We start from the raw sequence: 18155 nt of genomic DNA, 5'->3' as shown, positions 1-18155 counted from the left end.
CGCGATGGCGGGTTCCGAAGCTACCGAAACGAACATGCGGCTGAAGCTGCGCCGCGAGGTCGCGGGCGTCGGCGGTTTCTTCAGGCGCGTCTGGAGCCGCTGGTGGGGCAAGGCGATCGTGGTTCTCGCCGGCCTGGGCCTGCTCGGTATTTTCCTGATCTGGCTGCTGTTCGCGCGCGGGCTGCCGTCGGTCGACAAGCTGCGCGCCTATGAACCGCCACTGCCCACCTATGTGCGCGGCATCAACGGCGAGCCGGTCCATTCGTACGCGCGCGAGCGCCGTGTCGAACTGTCGTACGACGAATTTCCGCCGCTGATGGTGAAGGCGATCCTCGCGGCCGAGGATCGCACCTTCTTCCAGCATCACGGCGTCGATCTCGCGGGCATCGCCAACGCGGCGTGGACCAACCTCACCCATTCGGGCCGCCCGATCGGCGCCTCGACGATCACCCAGCAGGTCGCCAAGAACCTGCTCGTGGGTAACGAGGTCAGCTACACGCGCAAGGCCAAGGAAGCGATCCTCGCCTGGAAGATCGAACAGGCGCTGACCAAGCAGCAGATCCTCGAGCTTTACCTCAATCAGATTTTCCTCGGCCGCAACGCGTACGGGGTCGAGGCCGCGGCGCACGCTTATTACGGCAAGCCGCTCGATCAGCTCGATCTCGCGCAATTCGCCTATCTCGCGATTCTGCCCAAGGGGCCGGCCAATTACGATCCCGTGCGCGACAAGGATGCGGCGCTGGCGCGGCGGCATTACGTGCTCAAGGCGATGCTCGACAACAGCTTCATCGATCAGGCGCAATATGCCGCCGCCGATGCCGAGCCGCTCGGCACGGTGCGCCAGCGGCTGCGCAAGTTCGATCGCGTCGGCGGCTATTTCATCGAAGCCGTACGGCGCGAGCTGATCGACCGTTTCGGCGAAAAGCCCGAGGACGGCCCGCACAGCGTCTATGCCGGCGGCCTGTGGGTGCGCACCTCGCTCGATCCGCAGATCCAGGAATATGCGCAGAAGGCGCTGCGCGACGGGCTGATCCGCTACGATCGCGGGCGCGGCTGGTCGGGGCCGATCCGCCACGTCGATGTCGACGGCGACGGCTGGCAGTCGGCGCTGCTGATGAGCAATATCGGCCTCGATTACGAGGATTGGCAGGCGGCGATCGTGGCGGGGGTTGACGGCGGCACCGCGCGCCTCGTCTTCGCCAGCGGCAAGACCGGTGATCTGCCGCGCGGCAATGCGACGATGCCCGTGCGCGGCAAGGGCGGCACCGCGTTCGCCGCGTTGAAGCCCGGGGACATCATCGCGGTCGCCCCGTCGGGATCGGCCTGGTCGCTGCGCAGCATCCCCGCGGTATCGGGCGGCATGATTGTCGAGCAGCCCGATACGGGGCGCATCATCGCGATGCAGGGCGGCTTCGATTCGCGTATCCAGTCGTTCAACCGCGCGACGCAGGCGATGCGCCAGCCGGGATCGACGATCAAGCCGATCGTCTATTCGGCCGCGCTCGAACAGGGGATGACGCCCGCCTCGATCATCGTCGACGGGCCGTTCTGCGTCTATCAGGGCGCGCGGCTGGGGCAGAAATGCTTCCGCAATTTCGGCGGCGGCAGCGGCTCCGGCCCGCACACGATGCGCTGGGGGATCGAACAGTCGCGCAACCTGATGACGGTGCGCGCGGCCGCGCAGACGGGGATGACGCATGTCGTTGATCTCGCCAAGCGGATGGGCGTGGGCGATTATCCGCCCTATCTCTCGATGGCGCTGGGCGCGGGCGAAACCACGGTAGAGCGCATGGTCAACGCCTTTTCGGTGCTCGCCAACCAGGGCAAGTGGCACGATCCGACGCTGATCGATTTTGTCCAGGATCGCCACGGCAAGGTCATCTGGCCGGCCAACTGGCGCGCCTGCGCGGGCTGCAACGCCCCCGACTGGAACGGCCAGCCGATGCCGCGGCCGCAGATTCGCACGCGCCAGGCGGTCGATCCGCTGACCGCCTATCAGATGGTCCTCATCACCGAAGGCGTCGTCGAACGGGGCACCGCGCGGACGCTGCGCGATCTCGGCCGGCCGATGATGGGCAAGACGGGCACCACCACCGGCCCCACCGACGTGTGGTTCATCGGCGGCACCCCGCAGATGATCGGCGGCCTCTATCTGGGCTATGACAATCCGCGCAAGCTGGGCGGCTACGCCCAGGGCGGCACGATCGCGGCGCCGATCTTCAAGCAATTTGCGGAAAAGGCATACAAGGGCCTGCCGATCGAGCCGTTCCGCGCCCCGCCGGGCATCCGCATGGTCCGCATCGACCGTCGCAGCGGCAAGCCCGTGTTCGGCACATGGCCGTCGAACGATCCGCTGTCGCCGGTGATCTGGGAAGCGTTCAAGCCCGAAAGCGAGCCGCGCCGGGCGATCAAGCGCGACGAGACCGTGGCGGAAAAGCCCAAGGAGGCCGCGCCCGTCGATCAGCCGCGCGACAGCGACTTCTTGCAAAGGGAGGGCGGGATTTACTAGGGCCGATCGACATTCAGAACTGAATGTCGATCGGCCCTAGTCGGCGCCGCGGCGCCCGACTATCCCTGCCGTCTGGCGCGACGGCGCCCGAGCCACCACAATGAGATTCCGGCGCTCGCCGGAATGACGCACTGATTGGAATTACCCATGCGCGCCGAAGCGCAGGCCCATGTCGATACGATCAACGAGGCGCTAGCGTTGCTTCGCCGCTTCCTCGATTGGGATCGCGCGCTCCGCCGTCTCGATGAACTCAACGCGCGCGTCGAGGATCAGTCGCTGTGGGACGATCCCAAGCTCGCCCAGTCGGTGATGCGCGAGCGCCAGCGGCTCGACGAGGCGATCACCGCGACCCGCGCGATCGAGACCGAACTTGCCGACACCGCCGAGCTGATCGAGCTTGCCGAGGCCGAAGGCGACGAGGAGATGGCGGCCGAAGGCACCGAGAATCTCGCCGCGCTCGCGCGCCGTGCCGACGAAAGCAAGGTCAAGGCGCTGCTCTCGGGTGAGGCCGACGCCAACGACACCTATGTCGAGGTCAATGCCGGCGCCGGCGGCACCGAGAGCCAGGATTGGGCCGGGATGCTCCAGCGCATGTATACGCGCTGGGCCGAGCGCCACGGCATGAAGGTCGAACTGATCGACCAGCATTCGGGCGAGCAGGCGGGGATCAAATCCGCGACGCTGTTGCTCAAGGGCGAGAATGCGTACGGCTATGCCAAGACCGAAAGCGGCGTCCATCGCCTCGTCCGCATCAGCCCGTACGACAGCGCCGCGCGCCGCCACACCAGCTTCGCCAGCGTCTGGGTCTATCCCGTGATCGACGACAATATCGAGGTCGAGATCAACGAAAGCGAGCTGCGCATCGACACCTATCGCGCGTCCGGCGCGGGCGGGCAGCACATCAACACCACCGATTCGGCGGTGCGGATCACGCATCTGCCCACCGGCATCGTCGTCCAGTGCCAGAACCAGCGCTCGCAGCACAAGAACAAGGCCGAGGCGTACAACCAGCTCCGCGCGCGGCTCTACGAACGCGAGCTTGCCGAGCGCGAGGCCGCGGCCAATGCGGAGAACGCGAGCAAGACCGATATCGGCTGGGGCCACCAGATCCGGTCCTACGTCCTCCAGCCGTACCAGATGGTGAAGGATCTGCGCACCGGCGTCACCTCGCCGACGCCGTCCGACGTGCTCGACGGCGATCTCGACGACTTCATGGCCGCGGCGCTGTCGCAGCGCGTGACGGGCGAGACGGTCGAGGTCGAGGACGTCGAATGAGGCCGGGAAGGCCGGGAATAGGGCTGGCCGCGGTGACCGGCCTGGCGCTCGTGCTGTCGGCGTGCGACGGCTCGACGCCGCTGATCAAGCATGACCAGAAAGAGGATGTCGGCACTTTCCCCGATGCCGATCGTCCCGTCGCCACGATCATCTCGAGCCGCTGGTCGACCGAGGAAGCGCGCGATCGGCTCAACGAGGCGGCCGATGTGATGGACAAGGCCGGGATTGCGCCGGGCATGACCGTCGCCGATATCGGCGCGGGGCAGGGCTATTACACTGTCCGCCTCGCGAACCGTGTCGGCGCCGAGGGGCGCGTGCTCGCCGAAGACATCATGCCGCAGGTCCGCGATGCGCTCGCCGAACGCGTCGCGCGCGAGCGGCTCGACAATGTCAGCGTCCGGCTCGGCGAGCCCGCCGATCCCAAGCTGCCCCCCAACAGCTTCGATCGCGTACTGATGGTCCATATGTACCACGAGATCCAGCAGCCCTACGAATTCCTCTGGCGTTTGCGGCCGTCGCTGGCCGCGACGGGCGAGGTCATCGTCGTCGATGCCGATCGCGTGCCACAGAACCACGGTATGCCGCCCAAGCTGCTCGAATGCGAATTCGCCGCGGTCGGCTACAAGCTGGTCGAGATGCGCGAGATGCCTTCGGCGGGTGGTTATCTCGCCGCCTTCCGCGCCGTCGGCCCACGTCCCGAGCCCGATGCGATCAAGCCCTGCCGGCTGGAACCTGGCGATCGCCAGCCGAGCTGAGTGCGGGGTGATCGGGGGCTGGGGCGATCAGTCGGGCACGAAGAACACGGATTCGCGCAGAGACGCGGAGGCGCAGAGGCGTCGCCGATGCGGCATGCGGGTCGTCTCTGGAACGACGAGCCTTTAACCCGAACCGTTCGCCCTGAGCTTGTCGAAGGGCCTTCTTCTTTCGTTGATCCTCGCGCATCGTCAGCGTCCGGCTTGGCGGGGGCGCGGCAAGCCGCTAGGCGTTTCGGATGCGCCAATATCTCGATCTGATGCAGCGAATCCTCGATACCGGCACGCGGCAGGACGACCGCACCGGGGTCGGTACGCTGTCGGTGTTCGGCGCGCAGATGCGCTTCGATCTTGCCGCGGGTTTCCCCGTTCTCACCACCAAGAAGCTGCACCTCAGGTCGATCATCGTCGAATTGCTCTGGTTCCTGCGCGGCGACACCAATGTCCGCTGGTTGCAGGATCGCAAGGTGGCTATCTGGGACGAATGGGCCGACGAGAGCGGTGATCTCGGCCCGGTCTACGGCAAGCAATGGCGCGATTGGGCGACCGCCGACGGCCGCCACCTCGATCAGATCGCCGAGCTGATCCAGCAGATCCGCACCAACCCCGCCTCGCGCCGCCAGATCGTCAGCGCGTGGAACCCGGGCGATCTCCACGCGATGGCGCTCGCGCCGTGCCATTGCCTGTTCCAGACGCATGTCGCGAACGGCAAGCTCAGTTTGCAACTCTACCAGCGCTCGGCCGATATTTTCCTCGGCGTGCCGTTCAACATCGCGAGCTACGCGCTGCTCACCCACATGCTCGCGCAGCAATGCGATCTGGAGGTCGGCGAATTCATCTGGACCGGCGGCGATTGCCACCTCTATTCGAACCATGTCGAGCAGGCGCGCGAGCAACTGGCGCGCACGCCCGGCCCGCTTCCGCGGCTGGAAATCCTGCGTCGTCCGGATGCGATCGACGCCTATGACTACGAGGATTTCCGTCTCGTCGGCTATGAGGCGCAGGCGCATATCAAGGCGCCGGTCGCGATATGATCACGCTGGTGCTTGCGCGCGCGGTAAATGGCGTGATCGGCCGCGATGGGACGCTGCCGTGGCACCTGCCCGCCGATCTCAAGCGCTTCAAGGCGCTGACGATGGGGCGGCCGATGATCATGGGCCGCAAGACCTTCGAAAGCTTCCCCGCGCCGCTGCCCGGCCGCCGCCACATCGTCCTGACGCGCGATCCCGATTGGTCGGCGCCGGGCGCCGAGCCGGCGCACACGCCGGGGCAGGCGCTGCGGCTGACGGGGGGCGACGCGGTGGTGATCGGCGGCGCGCAGGTGTTCGCGCTGTTCCTCGATCGCGCCGAACGGATCGAGCTGACCGAGGTCCATGCCGCGCCCGACGGCGATGCGGTCGTGCCGCCTTTCGGCGACGACTGGCGCGAGGCGATGCGCGAGGACCACGATGCCGAGGGTGACCGGCCTACGTACAGCTTCGTGACGCTGGTTCGCGGCTGAGTGCTGTCGCTGGGCTGGCATGGACGGGCGCACCCCCCTATAGCGCGGCCGATGGAGCGGCTGGACGGCGGCTCGGCGGTGCCCGCTCATTTGCGGGGCGGGATCGTCGCGCTCGGCAATTTCGATGGGTTTCACAGCGGCCACCAGGCGGTGGTGGGCCGCGCGGTGGCGCGTGCCCGCGTCGAGGGGCGGCCGGCGCTGGTCGCGACCTTCGATCCGCATCCGATGCGCTTTTTTCGTCCGGAAAGCGCATGGTTCCGCCTGACGTCGCTCGATCAGCGCGAGGCGCTGGTGAAGGCGGCGGGCGCCGACGAGATGCTGGTGTTCACCTTCGACGCCGCGCTCGCCGGGCTGAGCGCCGAGGCGTTCGTGACCGAGCGGCTGCTCGGCGAGATCGGCGTCGGCGGCGTCGTCACCGGCGACGATTTCACCTTCGGCAAGGGGCGCTCGGGTAGCGTGGCGCAACTCGCCGACCTGGGGCGTCGCGACGGCTTCTCGGTCGATACCGTGGCGCCGGTGACGATGGATGGCGAGGTGGTTTCCTCCAGCCGCATCCGCGCGCTGCTCAAGGCCGGCGATCCGCGCGGCGCGGCGCGGTTGTTGACGCGGCCGTTCACGATCCGGGGCGTGGTCGAACACGGCGACAAGCGCGGGCGTGATCTCGGCTATCCCACCGCCAACCTCGGGCTCGCCAATTACGTGCGCCCCGCCTATGGCATCTACGCGGTGCGCGGGCGACTGCCCGACGGCCGCGTGCTGGGCGGCGCGGCGAACCTCGGTATCCGCCCGACCTTCGATCCGCCCCGCGAATTGCTCGAACCCTATTTCTTCGACTTTTCGGGCGATCTCTACGGCCAGACGATCGACGTCGAGCTGATCGACTTCCTCCGCCCCGAAGCGAAATTCGACGATCTCGATGCCTTGGTCCGCCAGATCGAGGCCGATTGCGCCGAGGCGCGCCGCGCCTTAAGTGCCGCGACTCCATGACCGACGCATCCGACACCACCACCCGCGACTGGCGCGACACCGTCTTCCTGCCGAAGACCGATTTCCCGATGAAGGCTGGCCTCGCCGCCAAGGAGCCGGGGATTCTGGAGCGCTGGCAGAAGATCGGCGTCTATCAGCGGCTGCGCGAGCAACGCGCGAACGCCAAGCGCTTCATCCTCCACGACGGCCCGCCCTACGCCAATGGCGACATCCACATGGGCCACGCGATGAACAAGGTGCTGAAGGACATCATCGTTCGCAGCCGCTCGCTGATGGGCCGCGACGCGCCCTATGTCCCCGGTTGGGATTGCCACGGCCTGCCGATCGAATGGAAGGTCGAGGAAGCCTATCGCGCGAAGAAGCAGAACAAGGACGAGGTGCCGGTCGCGCAGTTCCGCGCCGAATGCCGCGCTTATGCCGAAAAATGGGTCGCCGTGCAGCGCGCCCAGTTCGAGCGCTTGGGCGTGATGGGCGATTGGGACGATCCGTACCTCACGATGAACTACGAGGCCGAGGCGACGATCGTTTCGGAACTCCTCAAGTTCGCCGAGAGCGGCCAGCTCTACCGCGGCGCCAAGCCGGTGATGTGGTCCCCGGTCGAAAAGACCGCGCTGGCCGAGGCCGAGGTCGAGTATGAGGATATCGTCTCGACCCAGATCGACGTGGCGTTCGAGATTGTCGAGGCGCCCAACGCGCCCGAGTTAGTCGGCGCCCACGCGGTGATCTGGACGACGACGCCGTGGACGATCCCGGTGAACCAGGCGCTGAGTTATGGTGAAGACATTGAGTATATTGTCGGCTTGCTCTTTGAGGGCGAAGCTGGCTTCATCGGGCCTGATCGATCAGAAATGCCGCTCATTCGTGAGCGCGGACTCTACATTGTAGCGGCTCCTCTGGTGGACCAATTTGAAGAGAGAATTGGCCGAACTCTGCACGAGCGCGGTCGCTTTAAGGGCTCGCAGCTTGCCGGCGCCAAGGCTCGGCACCCAATCTACAACGCCCTTCGTCATTCCCGCGAAGGCGGGAATCCAGAAGCTTCAACGTCAGCCAATCTGGATTCCCGCCTTCGCGGGAATGACGGGGAGGGGGACGCTGCGCTCGCCTTCTTCGCCAAGCCGCGCCCGTTCCTCCCCGGCGATTTCGTCACCACCGACGCGGGCACCGGGCTCGTCCACATGGCGCCCGATCATGGCGAGGACGATTTCCTGCTGTGCAAGGCGCATGGTATCGATCCGGTGTTCGCGGTCGATGCGGGCGGCATGTACCGCGCGGATTGGGCGTGGCTCGGCGGGCAGGGCAGCGTCATCAACAAGAAGTTCGTCGCTGCCGACGGGCCGATCTGTTCGGACCTTCGCGCGGCCGGGGCGCTGCTCGCGGCGACCGACGATTTCGCGCATTCGTATCCGCATTCGTGGCGCTCGAAGGCCAAGGTGATCTTCCGCGCCACGCCGCAATGGTTCATCCCGATGGACCGTAGCGCGCCCAGCGAACAGCCCGGGGCTGTGCGCAGCGAGCCGTCGGCCAACGGCCCCACCCTCCGCGACACCGCGCTCGATGCGATCGAGCGGACGCAGTGGGTTCCCGCGCGCTCGCAGAACCGCATCCGCGCGATGGTCGAGGGGCGGCCCGATTGGGTGATCTCGCGCCAGCGTGCCTGGGGCGTGCCGATCGCGCTCTACGTTAATCGTGCCACCGGCGAGTATCTGAACGATCCAGCCGTAAATGCCCGCATCGTCGCGGCCTTTCGTGAGGGCGGGGCCGATGCGTGGTTCACCGGCGATCATCAGGCGCTGCTCGGCGCCGAATACGACCTCGCCGATTACGAACCGCAGAACGACATCCTCGACGTGTGGTTCGATTCGGGCAGCACGCACGCCTTCGTCATCGAGGCGCGCTATGGTGAAGGCACGCGCGCGGACCTCTATCTCGAAGGCTCGGATCAGCATCGCGGCTGGTTCCAGTCGAGCCTGCTCGAAAGCTGCGGCACCCGCGGCCGCGCGCCTTATGATGCGGTTCTCACCCACGGCTTCGCGCTCGATGGGCAGGGCCGCAAGATGTCCAAGAGCCTCGGCAATGTCGTTGACCCGCTGAAGGTGATCGGCGAATCGGGGGCGGATATCCTGCGCATGTGGGTCGCGCAGACCGATTATTTCGAGGACGTGCGGATCGGCAAGGAGGTGCTCGGCACCACGTCGGACGCGTATCGCAAGCTGCGCAACACCTTCCGCTACCTGCTCGGCGCGCTCGACGGCTACACCGATGCCGAGAAAATCGACGTGCGCCAGATGCCCGAACTCGAGCGTTACGTGCTCGATCTGCTCGGGCGGCTCGACGCCGATCTGCGCGATGCGGCGGAGAAATACGAGTTCAACCGCTATCTGCGCCTGCTCACCGATTTCGCGCAGGACGATCTGTCGGCCTTCTATTTCGATATTCGCAAGGACAGCCTCTATTGCGACGCCGCCGACGATCCGAAGCGTCGGGGGGCGCGCACGGTGTTCGACGTGCTGTTCCATGCGTTGGTGCGCTACGCCGCGCCGATCCTCGTCTTTACGGCCGAGGAAGTGTGGCAGGCGCGCTTTCCGAGCGACGACGGTTCGGTCCATTTCCTCGAATGGCCAGAATTGCCCGCGCTTCCGGGCGACGATGCGATCGGCACCAATTGGGAGGATGTGCGGGCCTTGCGCGAGCAGGTGACCGAGGCGATCGAACCGATGCGGCGCGAGAAGGTGATCCGATCGAGCCTCGAAGCCAAAGTGACGGTGCCCGATCTACCGCTCGATGCCCAAAGCCTGGCCGAGGTGTTCATCGTCGCGACAGTGCGGCAGGGCGATGATGTGGTGGTGGCGCATACCGATTATCACAAATGCGGCCGCTGCTGGCGGCTGCTGCCCGAGGTCGCTGAAGACGGCGCGCTGTGCGATCGCTGCGCGGAGGTGGTGTCGTGAAGAATATCCGCTGGTGGGGGCCGATCGTCGCGGCGATCGTGTTCGTGATCGATCAGGTGGTCAAACTCATCGTCACGCAGGGGTTGGGTATCCGCCAACTCGGCGACATGATGGACGTGCTGCCGATCTTCAGGCTGCGTTTCGTGCCCAATGTCGGCGTGTCGCTGGGGCTGCTGCCCGCGAACAGCGAGGCGGCGCGCTGGGCGCTGGTCGTCCTGACGGTCGGAATCGCGATCGGGGTCGCGGTGTGGATGCTGCGAGAACGCAACCGCGCCGATCTGATCGCGCTCGGCATGGTGCTGGGCGGCGCGCTCGGCAACATCCTCGATCGCGTGCGGCTGGGCTATGTCACCGATTTCGCCGATCTGCACTTCGGCGAGTGGAGCCCGTTTTTGGTCTTCAATGTCGCCGACGCGGCGATTACGATAGGCGTATTGATCCTCTTGGTCCGGGCGCTCCTGGTCCGCGAAAAGCCGAAAACGCCAGCTTCTGTGGAGAATGTGAATGCGTAAGATCGTGCCGATTGCCGCCGCGTTTGCGGTGGCCGGGCTGCTCGCGAGTTGCGGCGGCGGCCGCCGTCTGGGCGGCGGGCCCAACGAATTCGCGGTCGCGCGCCAGGCGCCGCTCGTCATTCCACCCAGTTTCTCGCTCGTGCCGCCGCAACCCGGCGCGCCGCGCCCGCAGGACAACAATCCCAGCCAGCAGGCGCTCGACGCGATGTTCGGCGGGCCGGCAGCGCGCAGCGCCTCCGAGACCGCGACGCTCACCGAAGCCGGGCGCGACCAGGCCGATCCGGGCATCCGCTCGGCGGTGGGCGACGCCGGGACCAACGTTGTCGACAAGGGCAGCACGACGCGCGACATCGTCGCCGCGCCCGAAGGCGACGGCCAGAGCGCGCGCGCGACCACGCCCTGACGACGGTCTTTAACTGATCCGTTCGTCCCCGGACGTGATCCGGCGACGAACGGATCGATCTCTCAGAAAGCGAAGCCGACCGAGCCGAGTACCGTCGATCCGCGGCCAAGCCGCTGCGCGAAGCCGCCGGTGTTGGAAATGTCGGTGTCGAGATAGGTCACCCCGACCGTCAGCGGGCCGCCCGTCGCCGAGGCGGTAACCGACCAGTCCCAATATTTGTCGTCGCCTGGAATCGGGTTGTAGAGCCCGAGCGCGCCGTTGGTGTGGCCGACATGCCCCTTGAGGGTGACCGGCGTCGATGGGATACCGAGCGCCGCCTCGCCATAGAGGTAGAGGTTGTCGTCGTTGCCGGTGGTGAAATCCAGGCCCTTCTGGCCGCCCCAGGCATAGTTGCCGCCGAGTTTCGCCGACACTGGCCCGATCGTGTAGCTGACCGAGGCATAAGGCTCGAAAAAGTCGGTATCGAGGCCGCTTACCGCGTCGGGATAGTAATAATAAAGCATCCCGACATCGAACCCGATGCCGTTCGACAGCGTCTTGGCGTAGCCGCCGTAGAGATCGACCTCGGCGCCGCCATAACCGGGCAATGATACCTTGTCGTCGATCGTCGAGACGAAGCTCCCTACATAGAATCCGGCGGCCGAATTGAGGTTGACCGTCGCCTGGACGGCGCCGGCCTCATCCGATTGCGTGAGGCCGCGGAAGCGATAGTCTGACACGAGCGTGACGTTGCCCGTAACGCGGACCGGTGGCGGCGGGGCGGTATCCTGCGCGGCCGCGGGTACCGCCGCGAGCAGCGCGAACGCGCCGAAGCTGAAGATGGTGAAGCGCATCGTTTTTCTGTCCTTGGTTGAAGAAAGCCGATGTTCCGCCTGCGCCCGCCGATGCGGCGTCGTATCGCGCCCCGTTCGACCGGAACGGAGAATCTGCCTGATCTTGCTGCATCGCACAACAGGCAATCCTGCGCCGGCGGTCGGTTCGGCGTGCGCCTGTGGCGCGCACGCAACACGGGATCAGGCGGTGCCGTCCAGAGCAGGGTCCGCGCGATGAAGATGGATGTCGCGCTGCGCGAGCGGGATTTCGATCCCATTCTGCTTGAACAATTGCCACAGCCGGATGAGCACGTCGGATTGCACGCTGCCGACGCCGCCTTCGGGATCGGATATCCACACCAGGATTTCGTGCTCGACGGCGCTGTCGCCGAAGGCGGTGAGGCGGACATTGGGCTTGGGGCTGTCGAGCGTGCGTGGGCTTTCGACCGCGGCGCGCATCATCAGCGCCTGCGCGCGCTCCAGATCGGATTTGTACGAGACCCGCACCGGGATGCGCACGCGGACGTTGCGATCCGAATAAGACCAGTTCTCGACCTCCTGCGTCATCAGATTCTCGTTCGGGATCAGATGCTCCTTGCCGTCGCGCGTCAGCACCGAGACCGCACGCACGCCGATCTTGTTGACCCAGCCGAAACTGTCGCCGACGACGATCACGTCGCCGGGTTTGATCGATCGATCCATCAGCAGGATGATGCCCGCGATCAGATTGCCGATCGTCTTCTGCAACCCGAAGCCCACCGCGAGGCCGAACGCCCCCGAAAACACCGCGAAGGTGGTGAGATCGATGCCGAGCAGGTCGATCCCGAAGAAGAAGGCGACGACGATCACCGCGATCGCGGCGAGCTTCTGCGCGAGCAGCCGCTGCGTCGGGTCGAGCGAATGCGACTGGCCGATCGAATGGCTGAGCACGCGGTTGACGAGGCGGAAACCGGCGAAGAGCGCGACGAACGTCACCAGGATCGTGACCAGCGCCATCAGCGAGAAGCGATGCTTGCCGAGGTTGAACCCGATCATGTCGAGCGTCTCGGTGATCTTGTCGAGCCCGCCGACGGCATTGCTCAGCAACGCGACGAAGAACACCGCCGCGACCAGCCACGCCATCCAGCGCGGGAGATTGAGCCCGCGCAGCACCTGAACGGCGAGGAGCGCGGCGGTGCCCCCCAGCACGAGGCCGAACACGATGCTCGCGGGGGTATACCAGGCGTGCGGCGATCTGAAGACGATCGAGACGAGGACGAACGCGGACAGGTAACGGATGATCACCCCCATGCGCGGGCCGAGCCCTTCGACATGGCCACCGATCCGACGTGTCCAGAACCGGGCGGTGCGTGGCCCCAACAGGTGCCCCGCAGCATAGCCCGCGGCGAGGCAGGCGAGCGCGAGCCCGAGCGCAACCGCTGCCTCGATCAGCACCGCGCCCGTGGGAAGGGTGATGCCGTTCGCGCCGAGCCAGCGGTCGATCCCGTTCATCCCCGTACGGCCCGGAACGCGTCCAGCGCCTGTTCGATATCGGCGATCAGGTCGGCGGTATCCTCGAGCCCGATCTGGAGGCGCACGATGGCACCGCCATGATCGGGCGTGTCGAGCGCGCGATGCGGGTCGGCGGGGGTCGCCAGGCTTTCGAAGCCGCCCCAGCTATAGCCGATCCCGAACAGATCGAGCGCGTCGATGAACGCGGCGCGGCTCGCCTCGTCGGCGCCATTGAGAACGAAGGCGAACAGCCCCGACGATCCCTTGAAATCGCGCACGAAAATCTTGTGTCCGGGGCATGACGGCAATGCGGGATGGAGCACCGCGCCGACCTCGTTGCGGTCGGCGAGCCAGCGTGCAATCTCGAGCGCGCTCTGTTCGTGATGCTTGAGCCGCACCGCCATCGTCCTGAGGCCCCGCGAGCCCAGCCAGCAATCGTCGGGCGCGGCGACCTGGCCTAGCTCGAAGCTGGTCTGGCGCAGTTTCGCGAAATGGCCCGGCCCGGCGGTGACCGAGCCCATCATCACGTCCGAATGGCCGACGACATATTTGGTGCAGGCGAGGATCGAGAGATCGACCCCGGCGGCGATGGCGGGGAAGAACAGCGGCGTCGCCCAGGTATTGTCGATCAGCGTCGTCACCCCGCGCGCCTTGGCCGCGTCGACGATCGCGGGCACGTCCTGCACCTCGAAGGTCAGGCTGCCCGGCGATTCCATCAGGATCGCGCGCGTTTTGTCGCCGATCAGCTCGGCGATGCCGGCGCCCACCAGCGGATCGTAGAAGCGCGTCGTGATGCCGAAGCGCGCGAGCAACCCCCTGGCCATTGCGCGCGTCGGCTCATAGGCGCTGTCGACGAGCAGCAGTTCGTCGCCCGGCGAGAGCACCGACAGCAGCGCGGCCGCGATCGCCGCGACGCCCGAGCAATAGAGGAACGTGCCTTCGGCGCCCGGTTCGAGTTCGGTCAGCGCGTCGGCGAGCGCCCATTGCGTCGGCGTGCCGCGGCGGCCGTAATAGAGCCGATGGTGGGTATCGCCCCCGGTCGCGCGCATGTCGGCGATCGAATCGTAGAGGATCGTCGACGCCCGCCACACCGGCGGATTGACGATGCCTTGAGTCCATTCCTCGCGCCGCCCCGCAGCGACGAGCCGCGTGCCTGCCCCGATGCCGTCGCGCTTGCTCACGCGTCTCCCTTCGCTTTCGGGGTGGTGGGATCACCGCCCCATTCGGTCCATGATCCGTCGTAGAGCGCCGCCCGGCGCCCGAGCAGATACGCGCCGAACACAAGCACGGCGGCGGTGATGCCCGAGCCGCAGGTCGCGGTCATCGGCCGATCGAGATCGATCCCGGCGGCCCGGAATTCGGCCGCGAGCGCGGGGCCGCGCTTCCAGGTGCCGACGTCATGAAAGAGTCGGGCATAAGGGAGGTTGCGCGAGCCCGGAATATGGCCCGGCTCGACGCCGGGGCGATGTTCGGGCTCGTCGCCGCGGAAGCGGCTGGGCGCGCGCGCGTCGATCACCTGCTCTGCCGGGTGATCGAGATTGGCGCGCATGGCATCGATCGTGCGCAGGTCGGCGCGGTCCCCGCGCGGAACGAAGCGCGTATCGCCCACCGGTGAACGGCCCGCGTCGAGGGGGCGCTCCTCGGCGCGCCATTTGGCGAGCCCGCCGTCGAGAATCGCGACCTCGCGTTTGCCGAACAAGCGTATTAGCCACCACGCGCGGGCCGCGCTGCGGAGCGGCGAATCGTCATAAAGCACGACACGGCTGGCGTCGCCGATTCCCATCGCGCCCATCCGCGCCGCAAAGAGCATGGTGGGGGGCACGGTAGAGGGCAGCGGGCTGTCGGGATCGGCGAGCGTCGCAAGGTCGAGAAACGTCGCGCCGGGGATGTGCGCGGCCTCGAATTCGGCGCGGGCGTCGCGGTGATGATCGGGAAGAAAATAAGAGGCGTCGACGACACGCAGATCGGGCGCGCCCAGTTCGGCCTGGAGCCATTCGGTGGAAACAAGCGCGTCCATTGGCTTCTCCTATCGTGACGCGACACGGGCGTCGAGCCGGAGGCGTTTTCACCGGCGCGGTGGCGGCCTATATGGCGATCATGGAAACCACCCACCTCGGCAAGCCCACCCCGATGCCCGCCTCGCCCGAGGCGGCCCGGCTCGATTATGTGCCCAACCCGCGCCCCGGCAAGCGCTATCTGGTGCGCTTCACCGTGCCCGAATTCACGTCGCTTTGCCCCGTCACGGCGCAGCCCGACTTCGCGCATCTGGTGATCGATTACGTGCCTGACGAAACGATCGTCGAATCGAAGTCGCTCAAACTCTTTCTCGCCAGCTTCCGCAACCACGCGGCCTTCCACGAGGATTGCACCGTCGGCATCGCCGAGCGGCTGGTTGCGGAGATGAAGCCGCATTGGCTCCGGATCGGCGGTTATTGGTATCCGCGCGGGGGCATCCCGATCGACGTGTTCTGGCAGACGGCGGCGCCGCCTGCCGACGTCTGGATTCCGGCGCAGGATGTGCCGGGATATCGCGGGCGCGGGTGACCGGCCGGGCGTATTTCCCGTCCCGATCGACGCGAATCTTCTTGCTGCACTGCACAATATATGCAACCATGCTGAACGGAAACCGTTGAGCATGAGGTGATCGTGCGGGCGTAAGGCCCATGTTGCGCAGGCGAAAGGATTGGCGATGCAGGTGGTTGTGAATGATGAACGGCGCGCCGATCACATCGCGCTCATCGGCAATTTCCTGCCGCGCAAATGCGGTCTCGCGACCTTCACCACCGATACGTTCAACGCGCTGCGCGATCGCTTTCCAGATGTTCGGGTTGATGTCTACGCGATGGATGATCGCGGGACATATGATTTCCCGCCCGAGGTTACCCGCACGATTCCCCAGGACGACCGGCTCGCCTATTCGGAAGCCGCGCGCGCGATCGAGGATAGCGGCGCGCAGGTGTTATGGGTTCAGCACGAATACGGCATCTATGGGGGTGTCGCCGGCGATTATCTGCTGGCGCTGCTCGAACGCGTTTCGCTGCCGCTGGTCGTCACGCTCCATACCGTGCTCGACCATCCCGGCGAGGATGAGCGCCGGGTGATGGAGGCGCTGCTGCGTCGCGCGTCGCGGGTGATCGTGATGGCCGAGCGCGGACGTGAGATCCTGGAGCGCGTCTACGATGCCGAGCCCAAGACGATCGCGATGATCCCGCACGGCGTGCCCAATCGCCCCTTCGCCGATCCCGATGATTTCAAGGCGCGCTTCGGCTGGGATGGCCGCAAGGTGGTGCTGACCTTCGGATTGCTCGGGCCGAGCAAGGGCATCGAGACGATGATCGAGGCGCTGCCCGCCGCGGTCGCCGAGGTGCCCGATCTGCTCTACGTCGTGCTCGGCGCCACGCACCCCAATCTCGTCGCGCACGAAGGCGAGGCGTATCGCGACCGGCTGAAGGCGCTGGCGCACGATCTCGGGGTCGGCAACAACATCGCCTTCATCGATGCGTTCGTCGAGCAGGGCGATCTGATCGAGTATCTCCAGGCGGCCGATCTCTACGTCACGCCCTATCCCAACCCGGCGCAGATCACCTCGGGCACGCTCTCTTATGCGGTCGGCGTCGGCAAGGCGGTGATCTCTACGCCCTATATCCACGCGACCGAAATCCTCGCCGACGGCCACGGCCTGCTCGTCGACTTCGGTGACAGTGCGGGGTTCGCCCGCGAGATCGTTCGTCTGTTGTCGAACGATGGCGACCGCCGCCGTCTTTCCGAGCGTGCCTATGCGCGCGGACGCACGATGATCTGGCCGCGCGCCGCCGAGGCGGCGCTCGATCAGATCGACGCCGCGATCGCTGCGAAGCCGCGCCGGCTCGCCCCGGCGCGCCATGCGCTGACGCCGCTCGCCCCCAGCCTGGAAGCAGTCGCGCGGATGAGCGACGCGACCGGGATGCTCCAGCATGCGCTCTATTCGGTGCCCGATCGCCGCCACGGCTATTGCATCGACGATAATGCGCGCGCGCTGATCCTGATGACGCAGATCGAGGATCTCGCCGACGATGTCCGCGATCGCTGGACGACGATCTACGCGTCGTTCGTCCAGCATGCGTGGAACGAGGAGGCGCGCCGGTTTCGCAATTTCATGAATTTCGATCGCTCGTGGTGTGAAGACGCGGGATCGGAGGATTCGAACGGCCGCACCTTATGGGCGCTCGGCGTCGTCGCGCGCGACGCGCAGATGGCCAAGCATCGCGATTGGGCGCGCGCGCTCTACGATCAGACCGCGGCACTCGCGTTCGATCTCGGCAGCCCGCGCGCCGAAGCGTTTGCGATGCTCGGTGCCGCCGCGATGCTCGACATCTCCCCCGATCATGCGATCGCCAGGCGAACGCTCGCGCAGTTCGGTAACGGTTTCCTGGCGCTGCTTGGCAGCGCGCGGCGACCCGAATGGCAGTGGTTCGAGATCGTGCTCGCGTACGACAATGCCCGCCTGCCCGAGGCGATGCTGCGCGCAGGGCTGGCGCTCGGCCGTGACGATCTGGTCGCGTGCGGGCTCGACACGCTCGCCTGGATCATCGCGCGCCAGACCTCGCCCGACGGCCGTTTCCGCGCCATCGGCACCGAAAGCTTCGGCCGCGAATATGCCGAGCCGATGCCGTTCGACCAGCAGCCGCTCGAAGCGCAGGCGACGATCGATGCCTGTGCGGTCGCTTATGCCGCGACCGACGATCGGCGCTGGCTCGACGAGGCGACGCGCGCCTATCACTGGTTCCTGGGCGCGAACGATCTCGACGCGCCGCTCGCCTCACCGCGCGACGGCGGCTGCTTCGACGGACTGATGCCCGGTGGGGTCAATCGCAACCAGGGCGCCGAGTCGATCCTCGCGCTTCAACTCGCCTCATGTGCGATTTCGGCTCTTTCAAAAGCAGCCGGACCCGTGGCAAAGCCGGAACGCGCCGTCGCGTAACGCTG

Annotated in this window: 15 protein-coding genes; 11 read left to right on the top strand and 4 right to left on the bottom strand. The window is 66.5% G+C overall.

The features are described from left to right. The first annotated feature begins 4 nt into the window (after nt 1–4). The 9 genes from DFR49_RS16920 (at nt 5) to DFR49_RS16880 (ending at nt 10887) form a co-directional block, all read left to right on the top strand. On the top strand, nt 5–2509 hold the full coding sequence (locus tag DFR49_RS16920) for a penicillin-binding protein 1A (RefSeq protein WP_119036847.1): 2505 nt from the start codon (nt 5–7) through the stop codon (nt 2507–2509). Between the two features lie 147 nt (nt 2510–2656). Further along, nucleotides 2657–3784 (top strand): peptide chain release factor 2, encoded by a 1128-nt coding sequence (prfB, locus tag DFR49_RS16915; protein WP_119036846.1) that lies wholly within the window; start codon nt 2657–2659, stop codon nt 3782–3784. Further along, nucleotides 3781–4539 carry a class I SAM-dependent methyltransferase gene (locus DFR49_RS16910; protein WP_119036845.1) on the top strand — a complete coding sequence of 253 codons (759 nt, stop codon included), beginning with the start codon at nt 3781–3783 and terminating at the stop codon, nt 4537–4539. Before prfB ends, DFR49_RS16910 begins: the two co-directional genes overlap by 4 nt. Before the next feature lie 236 nt (nt 4540–4775). Continuing rightward, entirely contained in the window at nt 4776–5570 is a 795-nt protein-coding gene (locus tag DFR49_RS16905) for a thymidylate synthase (RefSeq protein WP_119036844.1), read from the top strand. Then, nucleotides 5567–6037: a dihydrofolate reductase gene (locus DFR49_RS16900; RefSeq protein ID WP_119036843.1), complete on the top strand. Its 471-nt coding sequence runs from the start codon at nt 5567–5569 to the stop codon at nt 6035–6037. The genes DFR49_RS16905 and DFR49_RS16900 overlap by 4 nt, the downstream gene beginning before the upstream one ends. Nucleotides 6038–6088: 51 nt before the next feature. Then, nucleotides 6089–7024: a bifunctional riboflavin kinase/FAD synthetase gene (locus DFR49_RS16895; RefSeq protein ID WP_119036842.1), complete on the top strand. Its 936-nt coding sequence runs from the start codon at nt 6089–6091 to the stop codon at nt 7022–7024. Next, nucleotides 7021–9972 carry an isoleucine--tRNA ligase gene (ileS, locus tag DFR49_RS16890; RefSeq protein WP_119036841.1) on the top strand — a complete coding sequence of 984 codons (2952 nt, stop codon included), beginning with the start codon at nt 7021–7023 and terminating at the stop codon, nt 9970–9972. The genes DFR49_RS16895 and ileS overlap by 4 nt, the downstream gene beginning before the upstream one ends. Further along, nucleotides 9969–10484, top strand: coding sequence for a signal peptidase II (gene lspA / locus DFR49_RS16885; RefSeq protein WP_119036840.1), 516 nt, complete (start codon nt 9969–9971; stop codon nt 10482–10484). Before ileS ends, lspA begins: the two co-directional genes overlap by 4 nt. Continuing rightward, complete coding sequence (locus tag DFR49_RS16880) at nt 10477–10887, top strand: DUF3035 domain-containing protein (protein WP_119036839.1); 411 nt, start codon at nt 10477–10479, stop codon at nt 10885–10887. The genes lspA and DFR49_RS16880 overlap by 8 nt, the downstream gene beginning before the upstream one ends. Before the next feature lie 62 nt (nt 10888–10949). Here the strand turns inward: DFR49_RS16880 and DFR49_RS16875 are convergent, their stop codons facing one another. The 4 genes from DFR49_RS16875 to DFR49_RS16860 form a co-directional block, all read right to left on the bottom strand. Further along, the gene (locus DFR49_RS16875) at nt 10950–11720 is read right to left on the bottom strand and encodes a TorF family putative porin (RefSeq protein WP_119036838.1); all 771 of its coding nucleotides are present in this window, start codon (nt 11718–11720) and stop codon (nt 10950–10952) included. A 180-nt stretch (nt 11721–11900) separates the two neighbouring features. Further along, nucleotides 11901–13190, bottom strand: a complete 1290-nt coding sequence (locus tag DFR49_RS16870; RefSeq protein ID WP_119036837.1) for a mechanosensitive ion channel family protein — start codon at nt 13188–13190, stop codon at nt 11901–11903. Continuing rightward, the gene (metC, locus tag DFR49_RS16865) at nt 13187–14371 is read right to left on the bottom strand and encodes a cystathionine beta-lyase (RefSeq protein ID WP_119036836.1); all 1185 of its coding nucleotides are present in this window, start codon (nt 14369–14371) and stop codon (nt 13187–13189) included. The genes DFR49_RS16870 and metC overlap by 4 nt, the downstream gene beginning before the upstream one ends. Then, nucleotides 14368–15207, bottom strand: coding sequence for a sulfurtransferase (locus DFR49_RS16860; protein ID WP_119036835.1), 840 nt, complete (start codon nt 15205–15207; stop codon nt 14368–14370). Before DFR49_RS16860 ends, metC begins: the two co-directional genes overlap by 4 nt. Nucleotides 15208–15287: 80 nt before the next feature. On the opposite strand from DFR49_RS16860, the gene queF reads away from it, so the two are divergent. After that, the gene (gene queF / locus DFR49_RS16855; RefSeq protein WP_119037273.1) at nt 15288–15734 is read left to right on the top strand and encodes a preQ(1) synthase; all 447 of its coding nucleotides are present in this window, start codon (nt 15288–15290) and stop codon (nt 15732–15734) included. A 145-nt stretch (nt 15735–15879) separates the two neighbouring features. Beyond that, complete coding sequence (locus DFR49_RS16850) at nt 15880–18150, top strand: glycosyltransferase family 4 protein (protein WP_119036834.1); 2271 nt, start codon at nt 15880–15882, stop codon at nt 18148–18150. Nucleotides 18151–18155: the final 5 nt, after the last annotated feature.

This window comes from Hephaestia caeni (assembly GCF_003550065.1).
Classification (GTDB): Bacteria; Pseudomonadota; Alphaproteobacteria; order Sphingomonadales; family Sphingomonadaceae; genus Sphingomonas; species Sphingomonas caeni_A.
The sequence above is the reverse complement of the archived record's forward strand: the minus strand, read 5'-3'. Positions and strand labels throughout refer to the sequence as shown.

What these genes read in the sequence shown, in the direction of transcription:
- DFR49_RS16920 (WP_119036847.1), top strand. Translation starts at nt 5, where the DNA reads ATGGCGGGTTCCGAAGCTACCGAAACGAACATGCGGCTGAAGCTGCGC.
- prfB (WP_119036846.1), top strand. Translation starts at nt 2,657, where the DNA reads ATGCGCGCCGAAGCGCAGGCCCATGTCGATACGATCAACGAGGCGCTA.
- DFR49_RS16910 (WP_119036845.1), top strand. Translation starts at nt 3,781, where the DNA reads ATGAGGCCGGGAAGGCCGGGAATAGGGCTGGCCGCGGTGACCGGCCTG.
- DFR49_RS16905 (WP_119036844.1), top strand. Translation starts at nt 4,776, where the DNA reads ATGCGCCAATATCTCGATCTGATGCAGCGAATCCTCGATACCGGCACG.
- DFR49_RS16900 (WP_119036843.1), top strand. Translation starts at nt 5,567, where the DNA reads ATGATCACGCTGGTGCTTGCGCGCGCGGTAAATGGCGTGATCGGCCGC.
- DFR49_RS16895 (WP_119036842.1), top strand. Translation starts at nt 6,089, where the DNA reads ATGGAGCGGCTGGACGGCGGCTCGGCGGTGCCCGCTCATTTGCGGGGC.
- ileS (WP_119036841.1), top strand. Translation starts at nt 7,021, where the DNA reads ATGACCGACGCATCCGACACCACCACCCGCGACTGGCGCGACACCGTC.
- DFR49_RS16880 (WP_119036839.1), top strand. Translation starts at nt 10,477, where the DNA reads ATGCGTAAGATCGTGCCGATTGCCGCCGCGTTTGCGGTGGCCGGGCTG.
- DFR49_RS16875 (WP_119036838.1), bottom strand. Translation starts at nt 11,720, where the DNA reads ATGCGCTTCACCATCTTCAGCTTCGGCGCGTTCGCGCTGCTCGCGGCG.
- DFR49_RS16870 (WP_119036837.1), bottom strand. Translation starts at nt 13,190, where the DNA reads ATGAACGGGATCGACCGCTGGCTCGGCGCGAACGGCATCACCCTTCCC.
- DFR49_RS16860 (WP_119036835.1), bottom strand. Translation starts at nt 15,207, where the DNA reads ATGGACGCGCTTGTTTCCACCGAATGGCTCCAGGCCGAACTGGGCGCG.
- queF (WP_119037273.1), top strand. Translation starts at nt 15,288, where the DNA reads ATGGAAACCACCCACCTCGGCAAGCCCACCCCGATGCCCGCCTCGCCC.
- DFR49_RS16850 (WP_119036834.1), top strand. Translation starts at nt 15,880, where the DNA reads ATGCAGGTGGTTGTGAATGATGAACGGCGCGCCGATCACATCGCGCTC.